The following is a 22,841-nucleotide window of genomic DNA, read 5'->3' on the forward strand; positions in this document are numbered from 1 at the left end:
AAAAAACAAGAAACATCCCGCACCTCAAGACATTGAAGTGTCAGTTGACCCAAGGAGCTCCATCGCAAGTGCGTTACCCAGTCCGCTTCACCCCGCTGTTCATTGCAATTGCCGCAACGATTGCCCCCACAGCCCAAGCCGAGGAGTCTGCCAATCAAGGCTTCATCGAAGGTTCGAGCCTCAACCTCAACGCTCGCAACTACTACATGAATCGCAACCGTCTGCAGCAGACGGACGACAACATCGAGTGGGGCCAGGGTTTTCTCGGGATTTTCCAGTCGGGCTACACCGAAGGCACGGTCGGCTTCGGCATCGATGCCCACGCCATGCTCGGGCTGAAGCTCGACGGCGGTGGTGGTACCGATGGCTCGAGCATCCTGCCGATCAGCGATGGCAACGGCAAAGCGCCGGGCTCGTTCTCGAGCGCAGGTGGCACGTTGAAAATGCGCGCGTTCGATACCGAGTTGAAGGCCGGTGATCTGTTCCTCACCAACCCGGTGATTGCCGGCGGTGATTCGCGCATGCTGCCGCAGACCTTCCGTGGCGTCAGTCTGACCAATCACAGTTTCGACGGCTGGATGTTCGAAGGTGGCCAGGCCAGTTTCACCAAGCCGTACAACCAGAGCGGTCGCCAGCGAATCGGCACTTCCTACGGCAAACTCGCCGAGGGCGACGAAAGCCGACACCTGAACTGGGCCGGCGTGTCCTGGAGCGGTGTCGAAGGGCTGACCAGCAACCTGTACGCCGCCGAGCTGAAGGACATCTGGAACCAGTACTACTACGACCTGGATTACGCCTGGCAGTTGAACGATCTAGTCAGCCTCAACCCGGGTCTGCACTTCTATCACACGCAGGACACCGGCGACGCGCTGCTGGGCAACATCGACAACAACACCTACAGCCTGCATTTCACTGTCGGCATCGGCAGCCACAGCGTCACCGCTGCGTACCAGCGCGTGAACGGCAACACGCCATTCGACTACATCAGCCAGGGCGACAGCGTTTACCTCGACAACTCGCAACAGTATTCGGACTTCAACGGCCCGAACGAGCGCTCGTGGAAGCTCAAGTACGCCTATGACTTCGCCGGACTCGGCGTGCCGGGCCTGACTTCGGCAGTTTCCTATTCGCGCGGCACCGTGGACCTGACCAAGGTCGATCCGGACAGCAAAGGCTATGCCTCGTGGTACAGCGCCGACGGCCGCAACGCCAAACACTGGGAGCGTGACCTCGATTTGAAATACGTGGTGCAGAGCGGTCAGGCGAAAGACCTCGCGGTCCGCCTGCAATGGGCGACCAACCGAGGTGGCAACGGCTACGGCGCGATTGATACCGATACCGATGAATACCGGGTGATTGTCGACTACCCGATCAACGTCTTCTAAGATCACCTCTAGCTCAGTAACAACTGATCCTTTTTTTGAATGGAATAGATTTTGTGGCGAGGGGATTTATCCCCGATGGGCTGCGCAGCAGACCCTTTTTTGGGGCCGCTTCGCAGCCGATCGGAGATAAATCCCCTCTCCACAGTAGATCTGTTTTAGTGTTATCCCCCGCAGTGTTTGTGCAACTACGCTTATAAGATCCCCCAACTGATAACCCCATCATGATCGCGAGCCGTACCCCACCTCTGGCGGGCAAGACCGGACGCCCCGAATTGCTGCTGATCTGCGGCAGTTCGCTGACCGTGATCGCGATTCTGTGCATCGTCACTTTTCTGCTGATTCGTGAGCACGCCAACGCTCAGGAAGCGGCCACCCGCAGCGCCACCACCATCGCCCAGTTGATCGACGCCGATGTCCTGCGCACGGTCGAGTTGTACGACCTGACCTTGCAAGGCCTGATCGCCGCCGCCCAGCGCGACGACTTGCGCGACGTCACCCCGCAGATCCGCCATCTGGCACTGTTCGACCGCTCGACCACCGCGCGCTTCAAGGGCGACATCCTGCTGCTCGACAAGCACGGCGATGTGGTCGCCGACTCATCACGCATCGAACCCAAACCGGGCAACTTCGCCGACCGCGATTATTTCCTCGCCCATGCCTTCAACCGCGACATGGGCATGTTCATCAGCCGCCCGTTCAAAACCCGCTGCGATTGCGACGAAGCCAATCAATGGCGGATCAGCTTCAGCCGGCGGATCTCCTCGGACACCGGTGAGTTCGCCGGCGTGGCGGTGGCGTCGATGAAACTCGACTACTTCGATCAGTTGTTCAACAGCCTCGACATCGGCAAAGACAGCACCCTGAACATCATCAACAGCGACGGCGTGCTGCTGGCGCAAAAGCCGCATCTGCAAAGCGACTCCATCGGCAAGAGTTTCGGTAACCGGCCCAACGTGGTGCGGATTCTCGGCGACAAGGATGGCAGTGGCAGTTTCACCAGCACCTCGAGCATGGATCATCAGCAACGGCTCTACACCTATTCGCGAGTCGGCAATCTGCCGTTGACGGTGATGGTCGCGCTCTCCAGTGATGAGGTGTTTGGCACCTGGCGCCGCACCGCGCTGTTGATCAGCGGCGCCACCGGCGTGCTGTGCGCCGGGCTGCTGTGGCTGACCTGGCTACTTGCCCGCGAACTGCGTTTGCGCCAGCGCGCCGAACGTGAACTGGCGCAACTGGCCGCCACCGATGCGCTGACCGGCGTGGCCAACCGGCGGATGCTCGATCAGTCGCTGCGCCACGAATGGTTCCGCGCCCAGCGTTCGGGCAAGCCGCTGTCGGTGATGATGATCGACGCCGACCACTTCAAGGCCTTCAACGACCGGCATGGGCATCAGGCGGGTGATCAGGCGCTGCGTGAGCTGGCGAAGGTGATCACGGCGAACGTGCGACGACCAGGGGATCTGGTCGCTCGTTACGGTGGCGAAGAGTTCTCGGTGATCCTCGCCGAAACCGACAGCAGCGGCGCACGGCAGATTGCCGAGCATATCCGCCAGGCGGTCGAACAGATGCCGAGGGTCCAGGGCGCGGACGTGGCGATGACCGTCAGTATCGGTATCAGCACCTGGACGACTGCAGTCGAGATGTCGTTGGAGCAACTGCTGCTTGCGGCGGACAAGGCGCTGTATCAGGCCAAGGAGAGCGGTCGCAATCGCGTAGTCAGTTCGTAAGATCAAAAGATCGCAGCCTTCGGCAGCTCCTACAGTTGGACTAACTTTCCCTGTAGGAACTGCCGAAGGCTGTGATCTTTTGCTTTGAATAAAGGCATAAAAAAAGGCCATCCGGGGATGGCCTTCAAAAAACTAGAGAGGTTTTTTACTTACACCGCCGCAACCGGGCGCATGTAAGAGATCGGTGCAGTGCTGGCGTCTTCGAACGTCACGACTTCCCACGCATCTGTCTGCTCAATCAACTTGCGCAGCAGCTGGTTGTTCAGTGCATGACCGGACTTGAAGCCTTTGAACTCACCAATCAGGCTGTTACCCAGCAGGTACAGGTCGCCAATCGCATCGAGGATCTTGTGCTTCACGAATTCGTCTTCGTAGCGAAGGCCGTCTTCGTTCAGTACACCATCGGAATCCACCACGATCGCGTTTTCAACGCTGCCGCCGAGTGCGAGGTTGTGCTTGCGCAGGTACTCGATGTCACTCATGAAACCGAAAGTACGGGCGCGGCTGACTTCTTTTACGAACGAAGTGCTGGAAAAATCCACGCTTGCACTTTGGGTGCGGTCCCGGAAAACCGGGTGATCGAAATCGATCTCGAAGCTCACCTTGAACCCTTCGAAAGGGACGAAAGTGGCGCGCTTGTCGCCGTCTTCCACTGTCACTTCACGCAGGATGCGGATGAATTTCTTGGCGGCGTCCTGCTCTTCCAGGCCAGCCGATTGAATCAGGAATACGAACGGTCCAGCGCTGCCATCCATGATCGGGACTTCGGACGCGGAGAGCTCGACGTAGGCGTTATCGATGCCCAGGCCAGCCATGGCCGAGAGCAAGTGCTCTACCGTGTCCACTTTGACGTCGCCGTTGATCAGCGTCGTCGACATAGTGGTTTCACCGACGTTTTCCGCGCGGGCAGGAATCTGCACCACAGGGTCGAGGTCAGCGCGACAAAACACAATGCCAGTGTCGACAGGCGCAGGCTTGAGGGTCAGGTAGACCTTCTCCCCGGAATGCAGGCCTACACCTGTGGCACGGATAATATTTTTCAGTGTGCGTTGTTTAATCATGGCTTGGGCCGCTTCAGCGCAAATTGCGAACTGGTATCAACAAAGGCTGGCGATAATAGCAGACCGAGCCTTTGCTGAACACCAATCACCGTCATAGCCCTGATACATTCCATCAATCGGCCTGACGACGCAGGAATGCCGGGATGTCCAGGTAATCCAGATCGTCCTGCGGGTTCATCTTCGCGGCAGTCGCAGCACCGGCCTGAGCCTGGTTGCGCATGACGGTCGGACGGTCAAGGTCACGGTAGTTCACCGCCGGAGCTTCCTGACGCGCAGGAGCCGGTTGTTGAACCTGAGCGGCAGCCATGGAGGTGTGAACGGTGTTGTCGATGACCTTCACAGGCTTCTCGATTTTCGCGCCCAGACCGGTGGCAACCACGGTGACGTGCAGTTCGTCGCGCATGTCCGGATCGATAACAGTACCGACCTTGACCATTGCGTGCTCGGAAGCGAAGGCTTCGATGATGCTACCCACGTCGGAGTACTCACCCAGGGACAGGTCAGGACCGGCGGTGATGTTCACCAGGATGCCGCGTGCGCCTTGCAGGTTCACGTCTTCCAGCAGCGGGTTGCGGATGGCCGCTTCGGTCGCTTCACGTGCACGGTTCGGACCGCTGGCGCAGCCAGTGCCCATCATCGCCATGCCCATTTCGCTCATCACGGTACGCACGTCGGCGAAGTCGACGTTGATCATGCCCGGACGCTTGATGATGTCGGAGATACCGCGAACGGCACCGGCCAGTACGTCGTCAGCCTTGGCGAAAGCCGACAAGAGGCTTGCGTCTTTACCGAGGATGGTCAGCAGCTTCTCGTTAGGGATGGTGATCAACGAGTCGACGCTTTCGGAGAGCATGCGGATGCCTTCGTCGGCGATCTGCATACGCTTGCGGCCTTCGAACGGGAACGGACGGGTCACGACCGCAACAGTCAGGATGCCCATTTCCTTGGCCACTTCGGCGATGATCGGTGCAGCACCGGTACCGGTACCGCCGCCCATGCCAGTGGTGATGAACACCATGTTGGTGCCCTGCAGGACTTCGGCAATACGCTCACGGTCTTCGAGAGCGGCCTGACGACCTACTTCAGGGTTGGCGCCAGCGCCGAGACCTTTGGTCACGCCGGTGCCCAGTTGCAGGATGGTGCGCGCGCCGATGTTTTTCAGCGCTTGAGCATCAGTGTTGGCGCAGATGAATTCGACGCCTTCGATGTTGCTCTTGACCATGTGGTTGACAGCGTTGCCGCCGCCACCGCCAACACCGATAACTTTGATTACCGGGCTTGCGGGGATGTTGTCTACGAGTTCGAACATTTTCCCTCTCCTTACATTCTCTAGTTTTTTCGCCTACTGCATTTTTGTAGCGGTGTTGCGGTAAAGCGTTAGAAGTTGCCTTGAACCCACTTCTTCAATCGGTCCAGCAACGGCGCCTGTGGCTCATCGTTGCTGTAGCTGTCGCGGCTGCCGATGCCCGAGAACGAGATCCCGTCGGACTGCTTTTGCAGGCCGTACATCAACAAGCCAACGCCAGTGGAATAAATCGGGTTGCGCACCACGTCATCCAGGCCCTTCACGCCATGCGGCACGCCCAGGCGCACCGGCATGTGGAAGATTTCTTCAGCCAGTTCGGTGGCACCTTCCATCTTCGACGTACCGCCGGTCAGGACGATGCCCGCCGGGATCAGGTCTTCGTAGCCGCTGCGACGCAGCTCGGCCTGGATCAGGGTGAACAGTTCGTCGTAACGCGGCTCGACCACTTCGGCCAGGGCCTGACGCGACAGTTCGCGCGGTGGACGGTCGCCAACGCTCGGCACCTTGATGGTTTCGCCGGCACCGGCCAGTTTGGCCAGGGCGCAGGCGTAGCGGATCTTGATCTCTTCGGCATACTGGGTCGGGGTGCGCAACGCCATGGCGATGTCGTTGGTCACCTGATCACCGGCAATCGGGATCACCGCGGTGTGGCGGATCGCGCCTTCGGTGAAGATCGCGATGTCGGTGGTGCCGCCGCCGATGTCGACCAGGCACACGCCCAGCTCTTTTTCGTCGTCGGTCAGTACCGAGTAGGCCGAGGCCAGTTGCTCGAGAATGATGTCGTCGATTTCCAGACCGCAGCGACGCACGCATTTTTCAATGTTCTGGGCAGCATTGACGGCGCAAGTGACCACGTGAACCTTGGCTTCCAGACGGACGCCGGACATGCCCAGAGGCTCGCGGACGCCTTCCTGGTTATCGATCACGTAATCCTGCGGCAGGGTGTGCAGCACGCGCTGGTCAGCCGGGATCGCCACGGCCTGGGCGGCGTCGAGTACGCGCTCCAGGTCAGCCGAGCTCACTTCACGATCACGAATCGCCACGATGCCGTGGGAGTTCAGGCTGCGGATGTGATTGCCGGCCACGCCGACGAAAGCCGAGTGAATGCGGCAGCCCGCCATCAGTTGGGCTTCTTCGATCGCGCGCTGGATCGATTGCACGGTGGACTCGATGTTCACCACCACGCCCTTCTTCAGGCCGCGGGACGGGTGAGTACCGATACCGACGATTTCCAGCGTGCCGTCGTCTGCGACCTCGCCTACCAGCGCCACCACCTTGGAGGTGCCGATATCCAGACCGACGATCATTTTGCCGCTTTGCACGTTTGCCATGGGTCCTGCCTCTTCTTAATTCTTTGCGACAGCGGGTTGGGCTGTCGTCGGCGCTACTGGTTCCCGCCAGCCAACAGCGAGGCCGTTGGCGTAGCGCAGATCGATGCGCGCAATGTTCGTAATCTGGTCTTTAAGCGTCTTGTCATAGATGGCAATGAAGCGGCGCATCTTTTCCACCAGGTTGCCGCGTCCCAGCAGCAACTCGATGCCGGGGCCGGAGCTGCCGGCACCAGTGGTCAGGAACCAGCTGCCACGTTCACGCAGTTCCAGGCGCGCGATCGAGAAGCCCAGCGGCCGGAGCATCTGGCTCAGCACCTGATACTGCTGCATCACTTGCTGCTGGGCCCGTTGTGGGCCGAACAGCTGTGGCAGGTGTTCGTAGTTCGCCAACTCCTTTGGCGTGAAGGCCTGACCCTGGTTGTTGAGCAGCGACTCGTCGCCCCAACGGGCCACGGGCAGTTGCTCTTCGAGGCGGATCACCACCTGATCCGGCCACACCCGGCGTACTTCGGCGTGGGCGATCCATGGCATCTGCTCAAGCTCGGTACGCATACTGGCCAGATCAATGGTGAAGAAGCTCGACGCCACGTACGGGGCGATTCGCTGCTGCACCGCTTGCTGACTGATGTAGCTCAGGTCGCCCTGCACGGCGATCTTGGTGATCGGCCGGTCGGCGTACGGCAGCAAACGCTGCGCGCCTTCGTAGGTACCGAACCCGAGCGCCACCAGCAGCACCGGCCAGAACAGGCTTTTCAGAAAGCCGAAATTGGCTTTCGGCAGGCGCGCGGACATCGGCTCTTTGGCCACCATTCGGCTGGCACCCCGCGGCACCGGCTTGCGGCCGGGTGCGGGTGGCTGATGTCTGAGATGAGCGCCTTGCATGGTCTTAACCTCGCGCCTCTGTGTTACCGGAGACTTCAACACTGGCGGCCAGAATGGCCAGAACCAGTTGCTGGAAGTCCAGACCGGCAGCACGGGCCGCCATCGGCACCAGACTGTGATCGGTCATGCCCGGTGCGGTGTTCACTTCCAGGAACCAGAACTGCCCGTCGGCGTCCTGCATCACGTCCGCCCTGCCCCAACCGGCAATCCCCAGCGCCTCACAGGCCTTGGCCGTGAGATCCATGAGTTCCTGCTCCTTGGCGGCATCCAGCCCGCACGGAATGCGGTACTGGGTATCGTTGGCGATGTACTTGGCGTCGTAGTCGTAGAAAGTGTGCGGTGTACCCAGGGCGATAGGAGGCAACACCTGGTCACGCAGGGTGGCGATGGTGAACTCCGGACCTTGAATCCATTGTTCAACCAAGACTTGCGAATCGTAGGTACTGGCCGCTTTCCATGCGTCGATCAACTCGGACGCAGAACTCACTTTGGCCATCCCGATACTTGAACCTTCATGCGCCGGTTTGACGATCAAAGGGAAGCCCAGTTCCGTCGCCGCGGAAATACAATCGGCTTCGCTGCACAGCACGGCGTGACGCGGCGTCGGAATCCCGAGGCTGTGCCAGACCTGCTTGGTGCGCAGCTTGTCCATCGCCAGTGCCGAGGCGAGGATGCCGCTGCCGGTGTACGGAATGCCCGCGCATTCGAGCAGGCCCTGCATCGAGCCGTCTTCACCGCCACGACCGTGGAGAATGATGAACGCGCGGTCGATCTTTTCATTCAGCAGACGCTGCAGAAAATCCTCGCCGACGTCGATCCCGAACGCGTCCACGCCCGCGCTTTGCAGCGCGTCGAGCACAGCGTTACCGGATTTCAGCGAAACCTCACGCTCGGCACTCATGCCACCGAACAGCACGGCGACACGCCCGAAATCTTTCGGCGCGATGGTGGAGAACAGGTTGGCGTAGGCAGCAGTCATTTCAACTTCCCCTCGACCGACGCAGCCACGGCGCCGGCGAACAATTCACTTTTCAACAGCTTCGGCGCGAGACCGCCGATATCCCCGGCGCCCTGGCACAGCAGAATGTCGCCGGCACGCAGCAGCGGCTTGACCAGCGGCGCCAGATCGACACCACGCTCGATGTAGATCGGGTCGAGCTGACCACGCTGACGGATGCTGTTGCACAGCTTGCGGCTGTCCGCGCCCGGGATTGGCTCTTCGCCCGCCGGATAGACTTCCATCAGCAGCAGCACATTGGCATCGGCCAGTACATTGACGAAATCGTCGTACAGGTCACGGGTGCGGCTGTAACGGTGCGGCTGGTAGACCATCACCAGACGGCGCTCCGGCCAGCCACCGCGCACGGCTTTGATCACGGCCGCGACTTCGGTCGGGTGGTGACCGTAGTCGTCGACCAGCATCACGTTGCCGCCGTCCACCGGCAGTTCGCCATAGACCTGGAAGCGTCGGCCAACGCCCTGGAACCCGGAAAGGCCCTGGACGATGGCTTCGTCGCTGACCCCTTCGTCGCTGGCGATGCAGATGGTCGCCAGCGAGTTGAGCACGTTGTGGTTGCCTGGCATGTTCACGGACACGTCCAGCGGCTCGCGATCCGGGCGCAGCACGGTGAAGAAGGTCTGCATGCCCTGCTGACGCACATTGATGGCACGCACGTCGGCGTCTTCGCTGAAGCCGTAGGTCACGGTCGGACGTTTGACCAGCGGCAGGATTTCACGCACCACCGGATCGTCCAGGCACATCACCGCCAAACCGTAGAACGGCAGGTTGTGCAGGAACTCGACGAAGGTTTTCTTCAGTTTGTTGAAGTCACCGTCGTAGGTCGCCATGTGGTCGGCGTCGATGTTGGTGACCACGGCCACCAGCGGTTGCAGGTGCAGGAAACTCGCGTCGCTTTCGTCGGCTTCGGCGATCAGGTAGCGGCTGGTGCCGAGCTGGGCATTGGTGCCCGCGGCATTCAGACGGCCACCGATCACGAAGGTCGGGTCCAGGCCACCGGCCGCGAACACCGAAGCGATCAGGCTGGTGGTGGTGGTTTTGCCATGAGTACCGGCGACGGCGATGCCGTGGCGATAGCGCATCAGCTCGGCGAGCATCTCGGCACGCGGTACCACCGGGATGCGGCGCTCAAGGGCGGTCGCCACTTCCGGGTTGGAGGTGTTGACGGCGCTGGAAACCACCAGCACATCGGCGGTGGCAGCGTTCTCGGCACGGTGGCCGATATAGATGTGCGCGCCGAACGATTCCAGACGCTCGGTCACCGGCGAAGCCTTCAGGTCGGAACCGGACACTTCGTAGCCCAGGTTCAGCAACACTTCAGCAATCCCGCACATGCCCACGCCGCCGATACCGACGAAGTGGATGCGACGGATGCGGCGCATTTCCGGTTGAGGCATGGCTTTCTGATTCTCAACCATGGGCCACCTCCAGGCAGGTATCGACCACGCTACGGGTGGCATCGGGTTTGGCCAGACGGCGGGCCGCTTGGGCCATTTCTTCGAGTCGTTGCGGTTGCATCAAGACCTCTGTCAGGCGCGCGGCAAGGTCCGCGGCACCAGTCGTTCTTTGCGGCATCACGAAGGCAGCGCCTTCACGGGCCAAATAATCGGCGTTGCGGGTCTGGTGATCGTCGATCGCGTGGGGCAAAGGCACCAGCATCGAGGGCAGACCAACGGCAGCCAGCTCACTGATGGTCAGCGCGCCAGCGCGGCACACCACCAGGTCAGCCCAGCCATAGGCTTGGGCCATGTCTTTGATAAAGGGCTGCACCTGCGCATCGACGCCGGCGGCGCGGTAGCGCTCTGCAGTCACTTCATCGTGGTTTTTGCCGGCCTGATGAAACACTTCCGGGCGCAAATCGGCAGGGACTTGCGCCAGGGCTTCAGGCAGCAACTTGTTCAACGGTTCTGCGCCAAGGCTTCCGCCGAGGATCAGCAAACGCGCTTTGCGACCGGCCAGGGCCGGTCGCGATGTTTCGAGGAACAGCTCGCTGCGCACCGGGTTTCCGGTGGTACGGCGGGTGTCCGACAGAGTAAAGGTGTCGGGGAACGCTTCACACACCCGGGCGGCGAACGGCACCAGCAACCGATTGGCGGTGCCGGCCACGGCGTTCTGCTCGTGAACGATCACCGGCACACCGGCCAGTTTCGCGGCAATCCCGCCAGGCCCGGTCACATAACCACCGAAGCCGACCACGCAGACTGGACGCAGCTTGCGAATCACCGCCCGCGCCTGCCACACCGACTTGAGCAACATGAACGGTGCCTTGAGCAGCGACAGCTTGCCCTTGCCACGTAACCCCGTGGCATTGATGCGATGCAGTTCAAGACCTGCAGCCGGCACCAGTTCGTTTTCGATCCCGCGTGGCGTGCCGAGCCAGTGCACGGTGTAGCCGCGCGCCTGGAATTCACGGGCACAGGACAGCGCGGGGAACACGTGGCCGCCGGTGCCGCCGGCCATGATCAATACGTTAGCGCCCATGATTCGGCTCCTCGGCGAAGTCGCTCTCATGGAACTCCATCTCTTCACTGCCCAGGTGGGTCCGACTCTCCCACTCGATCCTCAGCAACAAGCCGAGGCAGGCGCAGCAGATCACCAGGGAACTGCCGCCATAACTGAGGAACGGCAGGGTCAAACCCTTGGTCGGCAGCAGACCGACGTTCACGCCGATGTTGATCAGGAACTGACCGATCCACAGGAACGACAGACCGTAGGCCACATAAGCGGCGAAGAACTGCTTGGCTTTCTCGGCCCACAGACCGATGTACATGCCGCGAATACACACGAAGACGAACAGCGCGACGGTGCACAGCGAACCGACGGCGCCCAGCTCTTCGGCCAGCACCGAGAACACGAAGTCGGTGTGCGCTTCAGGCAGGTAGAACTGTTTCTGCACGCTGTTGCCGAGGCCAACACCCAGCCATTCACCGCGACCGAAGGCGATCAACGCCTGCGACAACTGATAACCCGCGCCGAACTGGTCGGCCCACGGGTCGGCGAAGTTGGTCAGACGCGCCATCCGGTACGGCTGCATCTGAATCAGCAAGACCACGGCCCCGACTGCCAGCACCACCATCAGCGAGAAGCGGAACAGCCCGACCCCGCCAAGGAACAGCATCGCCGCAGCAGCCCCCATCATTACCACGGTGGCACCGAAGTCCGGCTCCATCAGCAACAGGCCCGCCATCGGCAGCAGCACGATGAACGGCTTGAAAAAGCCCATCCAGCTCTCGCGCACTTCTTTTTGCCGACGCACCAGATAACCGGCGAGGTAGATCACCACAAACACCTTGGCAATCTCGGACGGCTGCACGTTGAAGAAGCTGAAACCGATCCAGCGCATCGACCCGTTCACTTCACGGCCGATCCCCGGGACGATCACCATCACCAGCAGACCGAATGCGCCGATCAGCATCATCCAGCCAAGACGCTGCCAGGTGGCAATCGGAATCATCATGGTGATGATGCAGGCACCCAGGCCCAGTGCCACGTAGATCAGGTGGCGAATCATGTAATACAGCGCGCTGCCCGACTGCGCCGCCGCCACTTCGGTGGAGGCCGAGGCGATCATGATCAGGCCCAGGCCCAGCAGTGCCAGGCAACCGGCGAGCATCGGGAAGTCGAGGTCGATGCCACGCCCGGTGATGATCGGCGACGGGTACGGCTTGATGATATTGCGCAGGCTCATGCCAGATCCTCCACGGCGCGGACGAACTGGTGACCACGGTCTTCGTAATTCTTGAACATGTCGAAACTGGCGCAGGCGGGCGACAGCAGCACCACGTCACCCGGCTGGGCGACTGCGCGGCACTGCGCGACGGCGTCGACCAGCGAGGTCGCGCGAATCAGTGGCACGGCATCGCCGATAGCCTCGCCGATCTTGTCCGAGTCGCGGCCCATCAGGATCACGGCGCGGCAGTTGGCCGCCACCGGATCACGCAGATCCTTGAACTCGGCGCCCTTGCCGTCGCCACCGGCGATCAGCACGACCTTGCCGTCGATATCCGCACCCAGGCCTTCGATGGCGGCCAGTGCGGCGCCGACGTTGGTGGCTTTGGAATCGTTGTAGTAACCGACGCCGTCGAGATCACGCAGCCACTGGCAGCGGTGTTCGAGACCGGCGAAATTGCGCAGGGCTGACAGCATGGCGTCGAATGGCAGGCCGACCGCATGCCCCAGTGCCAGTGCCGCGAGGGCATTGGCCTGGTTATGCGCGCCGCGCACTTTCAGTTCGCGCACTGGCATCAGGTTCTGGAATTCGAAGGCCAGGTATTTCTCGCCGTCTTCTTCGCGCAGGCCGAAGGCCTTGAAATCCGGTTTGTTCAGGCCGAAGGTCCAGCATGGCTGGCCCTCGCCGATCAGCGGACGGCTGAGTGCATCCTGACGGTTGACCACGAATTGCTTCGCACCACGGAAGATCCGGTGCTTGGCCAGGTGATACGCCGGCAGGCCGCTGTAGCGGTCCATGTGGTCTTCGCTGATGTTGAGCACGGTGGCCACTTCAGCGTTGAGCTGGTCGGTGGTTTCCAGCTGGAAGCTCGACAGCTCCATCACATACAGCTCGACGTCGTCGCTGAGCAATTCCAGTGCTGGCGTACCGAGGTTGCCGCCCACCGCGACGCGTTTGCCGGCCGCAGCCGCCATCTCACCGACCAGAGTGGTGACGGTGCTTTTCGCGTTGGAACCGGTGATGGCCACAATCGGCGCCCGCGCGTTACGCGCGAACAGCTCGATGTCGCCGGCCATTTTCACGCCACGGGCGGCAGCGGCTTGCAGGGCCGGGGTCGCCAGCGCCAGGCCGGGGCTCACGTAGAGCTCGTCGGCACGGCACAGGAATTCGACGTCCAGCTCGCCACAACGCACTTCCACGTGCGGATAGTCACGCTTGAGCGTGGCCAGTTCCGGTGGATTGTCCCGCGTATCGGCGACGGCAAACGACACGCCCCGGTTCGCCAGAAAGCGAACCAGGGACATGCCGCTCTTGCCGAGGCCGACAACGATGCGGAAGTGGTCAGAAGCGATCAGAGACACTCGTTCTACCTCAGCTTCAGGGTGGCAAGGCCGATCAGCACGAGAATCACGGTGATGATCCAGAAACGGACGATCACGCGTGGCTCGGGCCAGCCCTTGAGTTCAAAGTGGTGATGAATCGGTGCCATGCGGAACACTCGGCGACCGGTCAGCTTGAAAGAGGCAACCTGGATAACCACCGACAGGGTTTCCATCACGAACACACCGCCCATGATGAACAGCACGATTTCCTGCCGCACGATCACCGCGATAGTGCCCAGTGCCGCGCCAAGTGCCAGAGCACCGACGTCGCCCATGAACACTTGCGCCGGGTAGGTGTTGAACCAGAGGAATCCGAGGCCGGCACCGATCAGTGCGCCGCAGAACACGATCAGTTCGCCCGCGCCCGGTACGTAAGGGATCAACAGGTATTCGGCGAATTTCACGTTACCCGACAGGTAGCAGAAAATGCCCAGGCCGCCGCCGACCATAACGGTTGGCATGATCGCCAGACCGTCGAGGCCGTCGGTGAGGTTGACCGCGTTGCTCGAACCGACGATCACGAAGTAGGTCAGCACGATGAAACCGGCGCCCAGCGGAATGCTGTAGTCCTTGAGCATCGGCAGGATCAGCGTGGTTTCGACCGGAGTGGTGGCGGTCATATAAAGGAAGATTGCCGCGCCCAGGCCGAACACCGACTGCCAGAAATACTTCCAGCGGCTCGGCAAGCCACGGGAGTTCTTTTCGATGACCTTGCGGTAGTCGTCGACCCAGCCGATGGCGCCGAACAGCAGCGTCACCAGCAGCACGACCCAGACGTAGCGGTTGCTCAGGTCAGCCCACAGCAGGGTGCTGACACCGATGGAAGACAGAATCAGTGCGCCACCCATGGTCGGCGTACCCGACTTGGACAGGTGCGATTGCGGGCCGTCATTACGCACGGACTGGCCGATCTGACGGTTCTGCAGAGTGCGGATCATCCACGGGCCATAGCACAGCGACAAAACCAGCGCGGTCAGCACACCGAGGATCCCGCGCAGGGTCAGGTACTGGAAGACCGCGAAGCCTTTGTAGAACTGTTGCAGATACTCCGCTAGCAGCAGCAGCATTAATGTTTCTCCAGACTGGACCCGCACAGAGCCGCAACGATGTTTTCCATCGCTGCACTGCGCGAACCCTTGATCAAAATGGTGGTGTTTGTGTCCTGCTCGGCGTCGAGGGCCTGGATCAGTTCGGCTTGCGTGCCGAAGTGATGCGCCTCTTTGCCGAATGCGTTCACGGCGTGGACCATGTTCGGTCCGACCGCGTAAAGCGCGGAAACCTTGCCCCGGGCATATTCGCCCACGTCGCGGTGCCCCTGCTCCGCCCAGTCGCCCAACTCGCCGATATCTCCAAGCACCAGGACGGTGCGGCCGGAAAAGCCGGCGAGTATATCAACGGCCGCGCACATGGAGGTGGGGTTTGCGTTGTAAGTGTCATCGATCACGCGCATGCCGTTCTTCGCCAGTTGCGCGACGGTGCGACCCTTGACCGGTTGTACCGCGCCAAGCCCGGTGGCAATGCCGAACAGCGACACGCCCAAGGCGTGAGCGGCAGCGGCGGCAGCCATGGCGTTGGCGACGTTATGGGTGCCGAGCAGGTTCAACTGAACGTGCTCCACACCTTCAGGTGTATGCAGGTTGAAGGCCGGGCAACCCCGGGCATCGGTGCTCAGGTCGCTGGCGTAGAAGTCTGCCTGAGGATTGTTCAGGGAGAAGGTCAGCACTTTGCGTGCGCCGGCGCGGAGCTTCCAGATACCAAAGGCCTTGTCATCGAGATTGAGCACAGCGATGCCATCCGCTGCCAGCCCGTCGATGATCTCGCCTTTGGCTTCGACGATTTTTTCCGGCCCGCCGAACTCGCCAACGTGGGCGGTACCGGCGTTGTTGAGAATCGCCACGTGTGGCTTGGTCAGCCCGACGGTGTAGGCGATTTCACCCAGACGCGAAGCGCCCAGTTCGATCACGGCGGCGGTGTGTTCCGGGGCCAGTTCGAGCAGGGTCAGCGGTGCGCCGAGATCATTGTTCAGATTGCCGCGCGTCGCCAGCACCGGACCGCGGGTACGCAGGATGCTCGCGAGCATTTCCTTGACCGTGGTCTTGCCGCTGGAGCCAGTGATGGCCGCGACTGGCTGGGTGAATGCGGCACGGTTCAACGCACCCAACTGGCCGAGGGCCTGGCGGGTATCTTTGACCAGCAGTTGCGGCAAGGTGCTGTCGACGACTTCGCGCTCGACCAGTGCCGCCACCGCGCCTTTGCCGGCGACGTCATTCAGATAGTCGTGACCATCGAAGCGCGGGCCAGTCAGGGCAATAAACAGTTGGCCAGCGGTGATCGCACGGCTGTCGATGCTGACGCCATCAAAACTGGCATCGCTGCTGATCAGACGGGCGTCGAGCACGTTGGTCAGTTCGCTCAATGTCAGGGCCTTAAGCATGGGCCACCTCCCACGCGGTGAGGGCGTGATCGGCCTCGACCAGATCGGAGAAAGCGTGCCGCTCGCCGTTGATTTCCTGATAGTCCTCGTGACCTTTACCGGCCAGCACGATCACGTCATCCGCCGAAGCACCGGCGATCAGCTGGGCGATCGCCTGACCACGGCCGGCGACGAAGGTCACTTTATCCACAGCGCTGAAACCGGCGCGGATGTCGTCGAAAATCTGTGCCGGATCTTCCGTACGCGGGTTGTCATCGGTGACCAGCACGCGATCAGCCAGACGCTCGACCACTTCGGCCATCAGCGGACGCTTGCCGCGATCACGATCACCGCCACAGCCGAACAGGCACAGCAACTGGCCTTTGACGTGCGGGCGCAATGCAGTCAGAACTTTTTCCAGGGCATCCGGGGTGTGGGCGTAGTCGACCACCACCAGCGGCTGAGTGCCGCCACCCAGACGCTGCATGCGTCCGGCCGGGCCTTCGAGTTTCGGCAGCACCTTGAGAATTTCGTCGAGGGCGTAATCCAGACCGAGCAAGGCGCCGACTGCCGCCAGTACATTGCTCAGGTTGAAACGACCGAGCAGCGTGCTGCGCAGGTGATGCTCGCCCTGCGGCGTGACCAGCGTGGCGCGCACGCCGTGGTCATCGAACTGCGCTTCACGGCAGAACAGGTAGGCGCTGCTGTCGAGCAGGCTGTAAGTGATCAGGCGCGAATCGCGTTTATCGGCGGCCAGTTGCCGGCCGAAATCGTCGTCGAGGTTGACCACGCGGCACTTCAGGTCATTCCAGGCGAACAGCTTGGCCTTGGCCTCGGCATACGCCTCCATGGTGCCGTGGTAATCCAGGTGATCGCGGGACAGGTTGGTCATCACCGCCACATCAAATGCCAATGCGGTGACCCGACCCTGATCCAGACCGTGAGACGACACTTCCATGGCCACGGCTTTAGCCCCGGCCTTCTTCAGGTCGCCAAGGGTCGCTTGCACGGCGATCGGATTCGGCGTGGTGTGCAGGCCGCTTTCCAGCGCGCCATAGAAGCCGGAGCCCAGCGTACCGACGATGCCGCAGTGCTGACCGAGCAGATCCAGAGCCTGCGCAACTAGTTGGGTCACGCTGGTTTTGCCGTTGGTGCCGGTGACGCCGATCAGGTTCAAGTGATGGCTTGGCTCACCATAAAAGCGCCCGGCGATATCGGACAGCTGCGCCGCCAGGCCTTTGACCGGAATCAACGGCACTTCGGTGATCGGCAGCACCGTGGCGCCTTCCACTTCATAGGCAACTGCCGCCGCGCCACGCTGCAAGGCATCGGCGATGTGCGCACGGCCATCGAACTTGCCGCCCGGCACGGCGAGGAACAGGTCACCCGCGCGTACGTTGCGGCTGTCCAGCGCCAACTCACGGATCAGCAGATCGTGACCGGCGTGGCGGAATATCTTGTTCAGACTCAGAGACATCAGCCGCGCCCTCCATTGGCTTTCAGCGGAACGACCGGGGTAGCGTTGGCCTGTTGGGTGGTCGGCAGGTTGTCCGGGGTCACGTTCATCAGACGCAGGGTGCCGGACATCACGCGGCTGAACACCGGTGCCGACACCAGACCACCGAAGTAACCGGCCTTGGACGGTTCATCGATCACCACCACGATGGCGTAACGCGGATCGCTCATCGGGCCGAAACCGGCGAACAACGAACGGTACGAGTTTTCGGCGTAGCCCTTGGTGCCCACCGACGTTTTACGTGCAGTACCCGACTTGCCGGCCACGTGATACGCCGGCACCTGCGCACGGAACACGCCGCGCGGTGCTTCAATCACTTGCTGCAGCATGCCTTGCATGGTTTTCGCGACCGCTTCCGGCAGTACCTGGGTGGTCTGCGGCGGCTTGTCGGTTTTGATCAGGGTCAGCGGTGCGAGACGACCGTTGTTGGCCAGCGCCGAGAACGCGTGCACCAGCTGGATCGCGGTCACGGAAATACCGTAGCCGTAAGACAGCGTCGCAGTTTCGGCCTTGCGCCATTCGCGGTAGTTCGGCAGGTTGCCGACGCGCTCGCCCGGGAAGCCGAGGCCGGTGTCCTGGCCGAGGCCGACTTTCTGCGCGAGGCGGAAAATGGTTTCGCCACCAATATCGAACGCGACCTTACTCATGCCGACGTTACTGGAGTTGATCAGAATGCCGGTCAGGTCGAGTACCGGACCTTCGGTCTTCGACACGTCCTTGATGGTGTACTTGCCGATCTGCAGGGAGCCTGGGTACACCTCGACGGTGTCGCTCGGTTTCCAGCGGCCGGTTTCGATCGCGGCACTCATCGAGATCGCTTTCATGGTCGAACCCGGTTCGAACACGTCGATCATCGCGCGGTTACGCATCATCGCCGGCTGCAGGTTGCGCCGGTTGTTCGGGTTGTAGGTCGGCTGGTTGACCATGGCGAGAATCTCGCCGGTCTTCACGTCCATGATCACCAGGCTGCCGGCCTTGGCGCCGTTCTCGATGATCGCGTTGCGCAGCTCGCGGTTGGCCAGGTATTGCAGACGCAGGTCAATCGACAACGCCAAGGGCTTGCCGGCCTTGGCGTTCTTGGTGACCTGGACATCCTTGATCAGCCGACCGCGCCGATCCTTGATGACCTGCCGTTTGCCCGGGACACCGGCCAGCCACTCGTCGTAGGCCAGCTCGACGCCTTCACGCCCGTGATCGTCAATGTCGGTAAAGCCGACCATGTGCGCGGTAACTTCACCGGCCGGATAGAAGCGGCGGAATTCTTCGATGCCGTAAACGCCCGGCACTTTCAGATCGAGCACAGCCTGGCCCTGCTCGGGGGTCAGCCCGCGCACCAGATAAATGAATTCTTTGTTGGCCTGGGCTTCGAGACGTTCGGCCAGGGCTTTCGGATCCTGCCCCAGCGCAGCGGCCAGCGCCGGCCACTTCTCTTTGGCGGTCTGCATTTCCTTGGCGTTGGCCCACAGGGTCGTCACCGGGGTACTCACGGCCAACGGCTCGCCGTTACGGTCGGTGATCAGACCACGGTGAGCAGGAATCGGAATATGACGCAGGCTGCGCGCATCGCCCTGACCTTTGAGGAAGTCACGGTCAACCACTTGCAGGTCGATGATGCGCCAGCAGATCGCCGCGACCATCACGCCGAGCAGTGCCACCATCAGGCGGAAGCGCCACGGGAAGAGTGCCCCTTCGAGTTTCATCATGGCGCCACCATCTTCACGTCAGCCGCGCCAGGGATGTGCATTTTCAGTTGTTCGGTGGCCAGCACTTCGATGCGGCTGTGCGCAGTCCAGGTGCTTTGCTCGAGAATCAGGCGCCCCCACTCGGCCTGCGCCTTGTCGCGCACGCTGAGTTCATTATAAAGATTGTTGAGCAACTGCCGGTTCCAGTGCGCGCTGTAAGACACGCCGATGGCCGACACGAGCACGCCGATAAACAGCAGCAGCATGATAAAGCTGCCGCCTGGCAGGGGCTTGGCGAAAAGCTTGCTCACCGCAACTTCTCCGCGACACGCATGACAGCGCTACGGGAACGTGGGTTGGCTTTGAGTTCGGCGTCGGAGGCCGTCTGCGCTTTGCCGTGGATTTTGATTTTCGGTTCGAACGCCACGTGGCGCACGGGCAGGTTGCGTGGCAGGTTGTCGGCTTCGCCTTTGACCAGTTTGCGCATGAACAGTTTGACGATGCGGTCTTCCAGCGAGTGGAAGCTGATGACTACCAGACGGCCACCGATCTCCAGAGCATCCAGTGCGGCTTCGAGGCCGGCTTCCAGATCGCCCAGTTCGTTGTTGACGTGAATGCGCAACCCCTGGAATGCACGAGTCGCCGGGTTCTTGCCCTTCTCCCACGCGGGGTTGGCGACTTTCAAGACTTCGGCAAGATCAGCGGTGCGCTCGAACGGCTTGATGTCGCGGCGCTCTGCCACGGCACGGGCCATGCGCCCGGAGAAACGTTCTTCGCCGTATTCCTTGAACACCCGGGCGATTTCTTCCACCGGCGCGGTGTTGACGAACTCGGCGGCGCTGATGCCACGGGACGGATCCATGCGCATGTCCAGTGGGCCGTCATTGAGGAAACTGAAGCCGCGCTCGGCGTCATCCAGCTGCGGCGACGACACGCCGAGATCGAGCAGGATACCGCTGACCTTGCCGCTCAGACCTCGCTCGGCAACCACCGAACCCAGCTCGGCAAAGCTGCGCTGCACAACGACAAAGCGGCCGTCTTCGGCCGCTAGCGTTTGCCCGGTGGCAATCGCTTGTGGATCCTTGTCGAACCCGATGAGCCGACCGTCCGTCCCGAGCTGGCTGAGGATCAGCCGACTGTGCCCGCCGCGCCCGAACGTACCGTCCAGATAGCAGCCATCAGGACGTACGGCGAGAGCCTCGACGGCTTCGTCAAGCAGTACGGTGATGTGGTTAAAGCCGCTATCAATAGTCACAGGATCAAATCACGCAGTTCGTCAGGCATGGCGCCCGGTTGTTGAATAGCAGCAAGGTCAGCGGCAGACACCGCGTTCCATGCATCCTCGTCCCACAATTGGAACTTGTTCAGTTGGCCCACCAGCATCGCTTTCTTATCAAGCTTTGCGTATTCGCGCAGACGCGGCGGAACCAGAAAACGACCACTGCCGTCGAGTTCGAGGTCGACGGCATTACCAATCAATAAACGCTGCAGGCGACGGTTCTCTTCGCGAAGCGAAGGAAGTGCGCGCAACTTGGTTTCAATGATTTCCCACTCGTCGAGCGGGTAGACACACAGGCACGGATCAACGGCATCAATGGTCACGATCAATTGGCCGGAACTACGCGAAACGAGCTCGTCACGGTACCGGCTCGGCATGGCGAGACGGCCCTTTGCATCGAGACTGATAGCGTTAGCTCCGCGAAACACGTCAGCGTTTCTCCAATTTTTATCGTTTTAAGCTCAAAAAACCCACTTCATGCCACTTTCCGCCACTTGCGCACACTATAGGAATGCGCCCACCACACCGTCAAGGCGCGGATCAAAGGAAAACCCTTACAGAACGGAGATTTAGGAGCTTAAAAGGAGGGGTAACGACAAATTGGCGGACACTTTTGACCAATAACTTGATGCAGCACTGAAAGCTGCGCTCGGAAGTTAAAGTAATTTGTTAAGAGTAAGATTTTTTCGGTATTACAAAAGCGCTTCTGCTGTTGATTGAAGCAAGGTGGGAAATGGCTATTACTGCATTTGCCGCTGCCGGACTTTAGCGCAGGCCTGCCGATAATAACCAGCCCTGATGCCATTGATTCAAGCAGGGAAAGAAAAAGGTGGAGAGTCGATCTGTAAGCCGGGTTCTGTCTTGAACAGTCATTCGTCTACGATGGCCATCACTGGACATCTTTAGCAACCTACCCGGTCCCAGCGCGGGCCACGCCTTGGGACCCTATTTGGTCTTGCTCCAAGTGGGGTTTACCTAGCCACGAACTGTTGCCAGACGTGCGGTGCGCTCTTACCGCACCTTTTCACCCTTACCGGCGCCGAAGCGCTTAGGCGGTTATTTTCTGTGGCACTTTCCGTAGGCTCACGCCTCCCAGGCATTACCTGGCACTTCGCCCTATGGAGCCCGGACTTTCCTCCCCCCCCTAATTTTCATAGAGGGCAGCGACTGTCCGATCGACTCTCCGCCGCGCAGGTTAACGGCAGAGCGCCCGAAGAACAAGCGCTAATAGCCGTGAAACCCGTCTGCGCGACGGGTTACCCGCCCTTCTGCTGCTCCAGTGCGACCTGATACAGGACGTTTTTGCGCTCGCCGGTGATTTGCGCGGCCAGGGCGGCAGCGCGCTTGAGCGGCATCTCTTCGAGCAGCAGATTGAGCACGCGCATCGCCTCGCTGCTGACCGCATCTTCAGACTCCGGTGCAGACCAGCCCGCCACCAGCACCACGCACTCGCCGCGCTGCTGATTGCTGTCGGACTCGACAAATGCACGCAACTCAGTCAGCGGCAGGCCTTTGAGGGTCTCGAAGGTTTTGGTGATTTCCCGGGCCAGCAACGCCTGACGCTCGCCACCGAACACCGCTTCCATGTCCTGCAGGCATTCGAGAATACGATGCGGGGCCTCGTAGAAAATCAGCGTGCGCGGCTCTTCCTTGACCGCTTCCAGGCGCGCCTTGCGCCCTGCCGACTTGGCCGGCAGGAAGCCTTCGAAGATGAACCGGTCGGAGGGCAGGCCCGCCGCCGACAGCGCCGCGATCAAAGCACAGGCACCCGGCACCGGCACCACATTGATCCCTGCCGCCCGCGCCTGACGCACCAGGTGGTAACCCGGATCGGAAATCAGTGGCGTCCCGGCATCGGAAATCAGCGCGACGTTATCGCCCGCCAGCAAACGGGTAATAAAGCGGCTACCTTCATCACGTTCGTTGTGTTCGTGGCAGGCGGCCAACGGTGTAGAGATGCCGAAGTGCTGCATCAGCCGCGCCGAGTGCCGCGTGTCTTCGGCGGCGATCAGTGCAACCTCGCGAAGGATTTTCAGAGCCCGGGCGCTGATGTCGTCCAGGTTGCCGATGGGCGTCGCCACCACATAAAGCGAGCCAGCAGCGGAATTCAATGGACCTGGAGAAGTCAAAGCGCACACCTCGTGTTCGGTAAAAGCCGGCATTGTAACGCGTCACGAGGCTTGCGAACC

19 protein-coding genes and 1 other RNA gene are annotated in these 22,841 nt (G+C 61.2%); 2 read left to right on the plus strand and 18 right to left on the minus strand.

Going from position 1 to position 22,841, the window contains the following annotated elements; translation table 11 throughout:
- Positions 1-68: 68 nt before the first annotated feature.
- Positions 69-1,385 (plus strand): OprD family outer membrane porin, encoded by a 1,317-nt coding sequence (locus JN524_RS07860; RefSeq protein ID WP_202369011.1) that lies wholly within the window; start codon positions 69-71, stop codon positions 1,383-1,385.
- 221 nt (positions 1,386-1,606) lie between these two features.
- Positions 1,607-3,112 carry a sensor domain-containing diguanylate cyclase gene (locus JN524_RS07865; RefSeq protein ID WP_202369012.1) on the plus strand — a complete coding sequence of 502 codons (1,506 nt, stop codon included), beginning with the start codon at positions 1,607-1,609 and terminating at the stop codon, positions 3,110-3,112.
- A 149-nt stretch (positions 3,113-3,261) separates the two neighbouring features.
- Here the strand turns inward: JN524_RS07865 and lpxC are convergent, their stop codons facing one another.
- The 18 genes from lpxC to rsmI all read right to left on the minus strand — a co-directional run bounded on the left by lpxC (position 3,262) and on the right by rsmI (position 22,814).
- Complete coding sequence (lpxC, locus tag JN524_RS07870; RefSeq protein WP_007961638.1) at positions 3,262-4,173, minus strand: UDP-3-O-acyl-N-acetylglucosamine deacetylase; 912 nt, start codon at positions 4,171-4,173, stop codon at positions 3,262-3,264.
- 112 nt (positions 4,174-4,285) lie between these two features.
- Positions 4,286-5,482 carry a cell division protein FtsZ gene (ftsZ, locus tag JN524_RS07875; protein WP_007961637.1) on the minus strand — a complete coding sequence of 399 codons (1,197 nt, stop codon included), beginning with the start codon at positions 5,480-5,482 and terminating at the stop codon, positions 4,286-4,288.
- A 68-nt stretch (positions 5,483-5,550) separates the two neighbouring features.
- Positions 5,551-6,810 carry a cell division protein FtsA gene (gene ftsA / locus JN524_RS07880; protein ID WP_003228014.1) on the minus strand — a complete coding sequence of 420 codons (1,260 nt, stop codon included), beginning with the start codon at positions 6,808-6,810 and terminating at the stop codon, positions 5,551-5,553.
- A gap of 15 nt (positions 6,811-6,825) precedes the next feature.
- Positions 6,826-7,692 carry a cell division protein FtsQ/DivIB gene (locus JN524_RS07885; RefSeq protein ID WP_007961636.1) on the minus strand — a complete coding sequence of 289 codons (867 nt, stop codon included), beginning with the start codon at positions 7,690-7,692 and terminating at the stop codon, positions 6,826-6,828.
- Between the two features lie 4 nt (positions 7,693-7,696).
- On the minus strand, positions 7,697-8,671 hold the full coding sequence (locus JN524_RS07890; RefSeq protein WP_202369013.1) for a D-alanine--D-alanine ligase: 975 nt from the start codon (positions 8,669-8,671) through the stop codon (positions 7,697-7,699).
- Positions 8,668-10,128, minus strand: a complete 1,461-nt coding sequence (gene murC / locus JN524_RS07895) for a UDP-N-acetylmuramate--L-alanine ligase (RefSeq protein WP_025109285.1) — start codon at positions 10,126-10,128, stop codon at positions 8,668-8,670. The genes JN524_RS07890 and murC overlap by 4 nt, the downstream gene beginning before the upstream one ends.
- Complete coding sequence (gene murG / locus JN524_RS07900) at positions 10,121-11,191, minus strand: undecaprenyldiphospho-muramoylpentapeptide beta-N-acetylglucosaminyltransferase (protein ID WP_027612180.1); 1,071 nt, start codon at positions 11,189-11,191, stop codon at positions 10,121-10,123. Before murG ends, murC begins: the two co-directional genes overlap by 8 nt.
- Positions 11,181-12,398, minus strand: a complete 1,218-nt coding sequence (gene ftsW, locus JN524_RS07905; RefSeq protein ID WP_003228018.1) for a putative lipid II flippase FtsW — start codon at positions 12,396-12,398, stop codon at positions 11,181-11,183. Before ftsW ends, murG begins: the two co-directional genes overlap by 11 nt.
- The gene (gene murD, locus JN524_RS07910; RefSeq protein ID WP_202369014.1) at positions 12,395-13,741 is read right to left on the minus strand and encodes a UDP-N-acetylmuramoyl-L-alanine--D-glutamate ligase; all 1,347 of its coding nucleotides are present in this window, start codon (positions 13,739-13,741) and stop codon (positions 12,395-12,397) included. Before murD ends, ftsW begins: the two co-directional genes overlap by 4 nt.
- 5 nt (positions 13,742-13,746) lie before the next feature.
- Positions 13,747-14,829, minus strand: a complete 1,083-nt coding sequence (gene mraY / locus JN524_RS07915; protein ID WP_025109289.1) for a phospho-N-acetylmuramoyl-pentapeptide-transferase — start codon at positions 14,827-14,829, stop codon at positions 13,747-13,749.
- Positions 14,829-16,196 carry a UDP-N-acetylmuramoyl-tripeptide--D-alanyl-D-alanine ligase gene (locus JN524_RS07920; RefSeq protein ID WP_202369015.1) on the minus strand — a complete coding sequence of 456 codons (1,368 nt, stop codon included), beginning with the start codon at positions 16,194-16,196 and terminating at the stop codon, positions 14,829-14,831. Before JN524_RS07920 ends, mraY begins: the two co-directional genes overlap by 1 nt.
- A complete protein-coding gene (locus JN524_RS07925; RefSeq protein ID WP_202369016.1) occupies positions 16,189-17,652 on the minus strand; it encodes a UDP-N-acetylmuramoyl-L-alanyl-D-glutamate--2,6-diaminopimelate ligase in 1,464 nt (487 codons plus the stop codon). Before JN524_RS07925 ends, JN524_RS07920 begins: the two co-directional genes overlap by 8 nt.
- Positions 17,652-19,391, minus strand: a complete 1,740-nt coding sequence (locus JN524_RS07930) for a peptidoglycan D,D-transpeptidase FtsI family protein (RefSeq protein WP_171061849.1) — start codon at positions 19,389-19,391, stop codon at positions 17,652-17,654. Before JN524_RS07930 ends, JN524_RS07925 begins: the two co-directional genes overlap by 1 nt.
- On the minus strand, positions 19,391-19,684 hold the full coding sequence (ftsL, locus tag JN524_RS07935; RefSeq protein WP_007961627.1) for a cell division protein FtsL: 294 nt from the start codon (positions 19,682-19,684) through the stop codon (positions 19,391-19,393). The genes JN524_RS07930 and ftsL overlap by 1 nt, the downstream gene beginning before the upstream one ends.
- Positions 19,681-20,628, minus strand: a complete 948-nt coding sequence (gene rsmH / locus JN524_RS07940) for a 16S rRNA (cytosine(1402)-N(4))-methyltransferase RsmH (RefSeq protein ID WP_027612185.1) — start codon at positions 20,626-20,628, stop codon at positions 19,681-19,683. Before rsmH ends, ftsL begins: the two co-directional genes overlap by 4 nt.
- A complete protein-coding gene (gene mraZ / locus JN524_RS07945) occupies positions 20,625-21,080 on the minus strand; it encodes a division/cell wall cluster transcriptional repressor MraZ (RefSeq protein ID WP_003228026.1) in 456 nt (151 codons plus the stop codon). The genes rsmH and mraZ overlap by 4 nt, the downstream gene beginning before the upstream one ends.
- A gap of 401 nt (positions 21,081-21,481) precedes the next feature.
- An RNA gene (gene rnpB / locus JN524_RS07950) (RNase P RNA component class A) lies at positions 21,482-21,835 on the minus strand.
- A gap of 73 nt (positions 21,836-21,908) precedes the next feature.
- The gene (rsmI, locus tag JN524_RS07955; RefSeq protein WP_202369017.1) at positions 21,909-22,814 is read right to left on the minus strand and encodes a 16S rRNA (cytidine(1402)-2'-O)-methyltransferase; all 906 of its coding nucleotides are present in this window, start codon (positions 22,812-22,814) and stop codon (positions 21,909-21,911) included.
- Positions 22,815-22,841: the final 27 nt, after the last annotated feature.

The organism is Pseudomonas sp. MWU318, from assembly GCF_016756945.1.
GTDB lineage: Bacteria > Pseudomonadota > Gammaproteobacteria > Pseudomonadales > Pseudomonadaceae > Aquipseudomonas > Aquipseudomonas putida_A.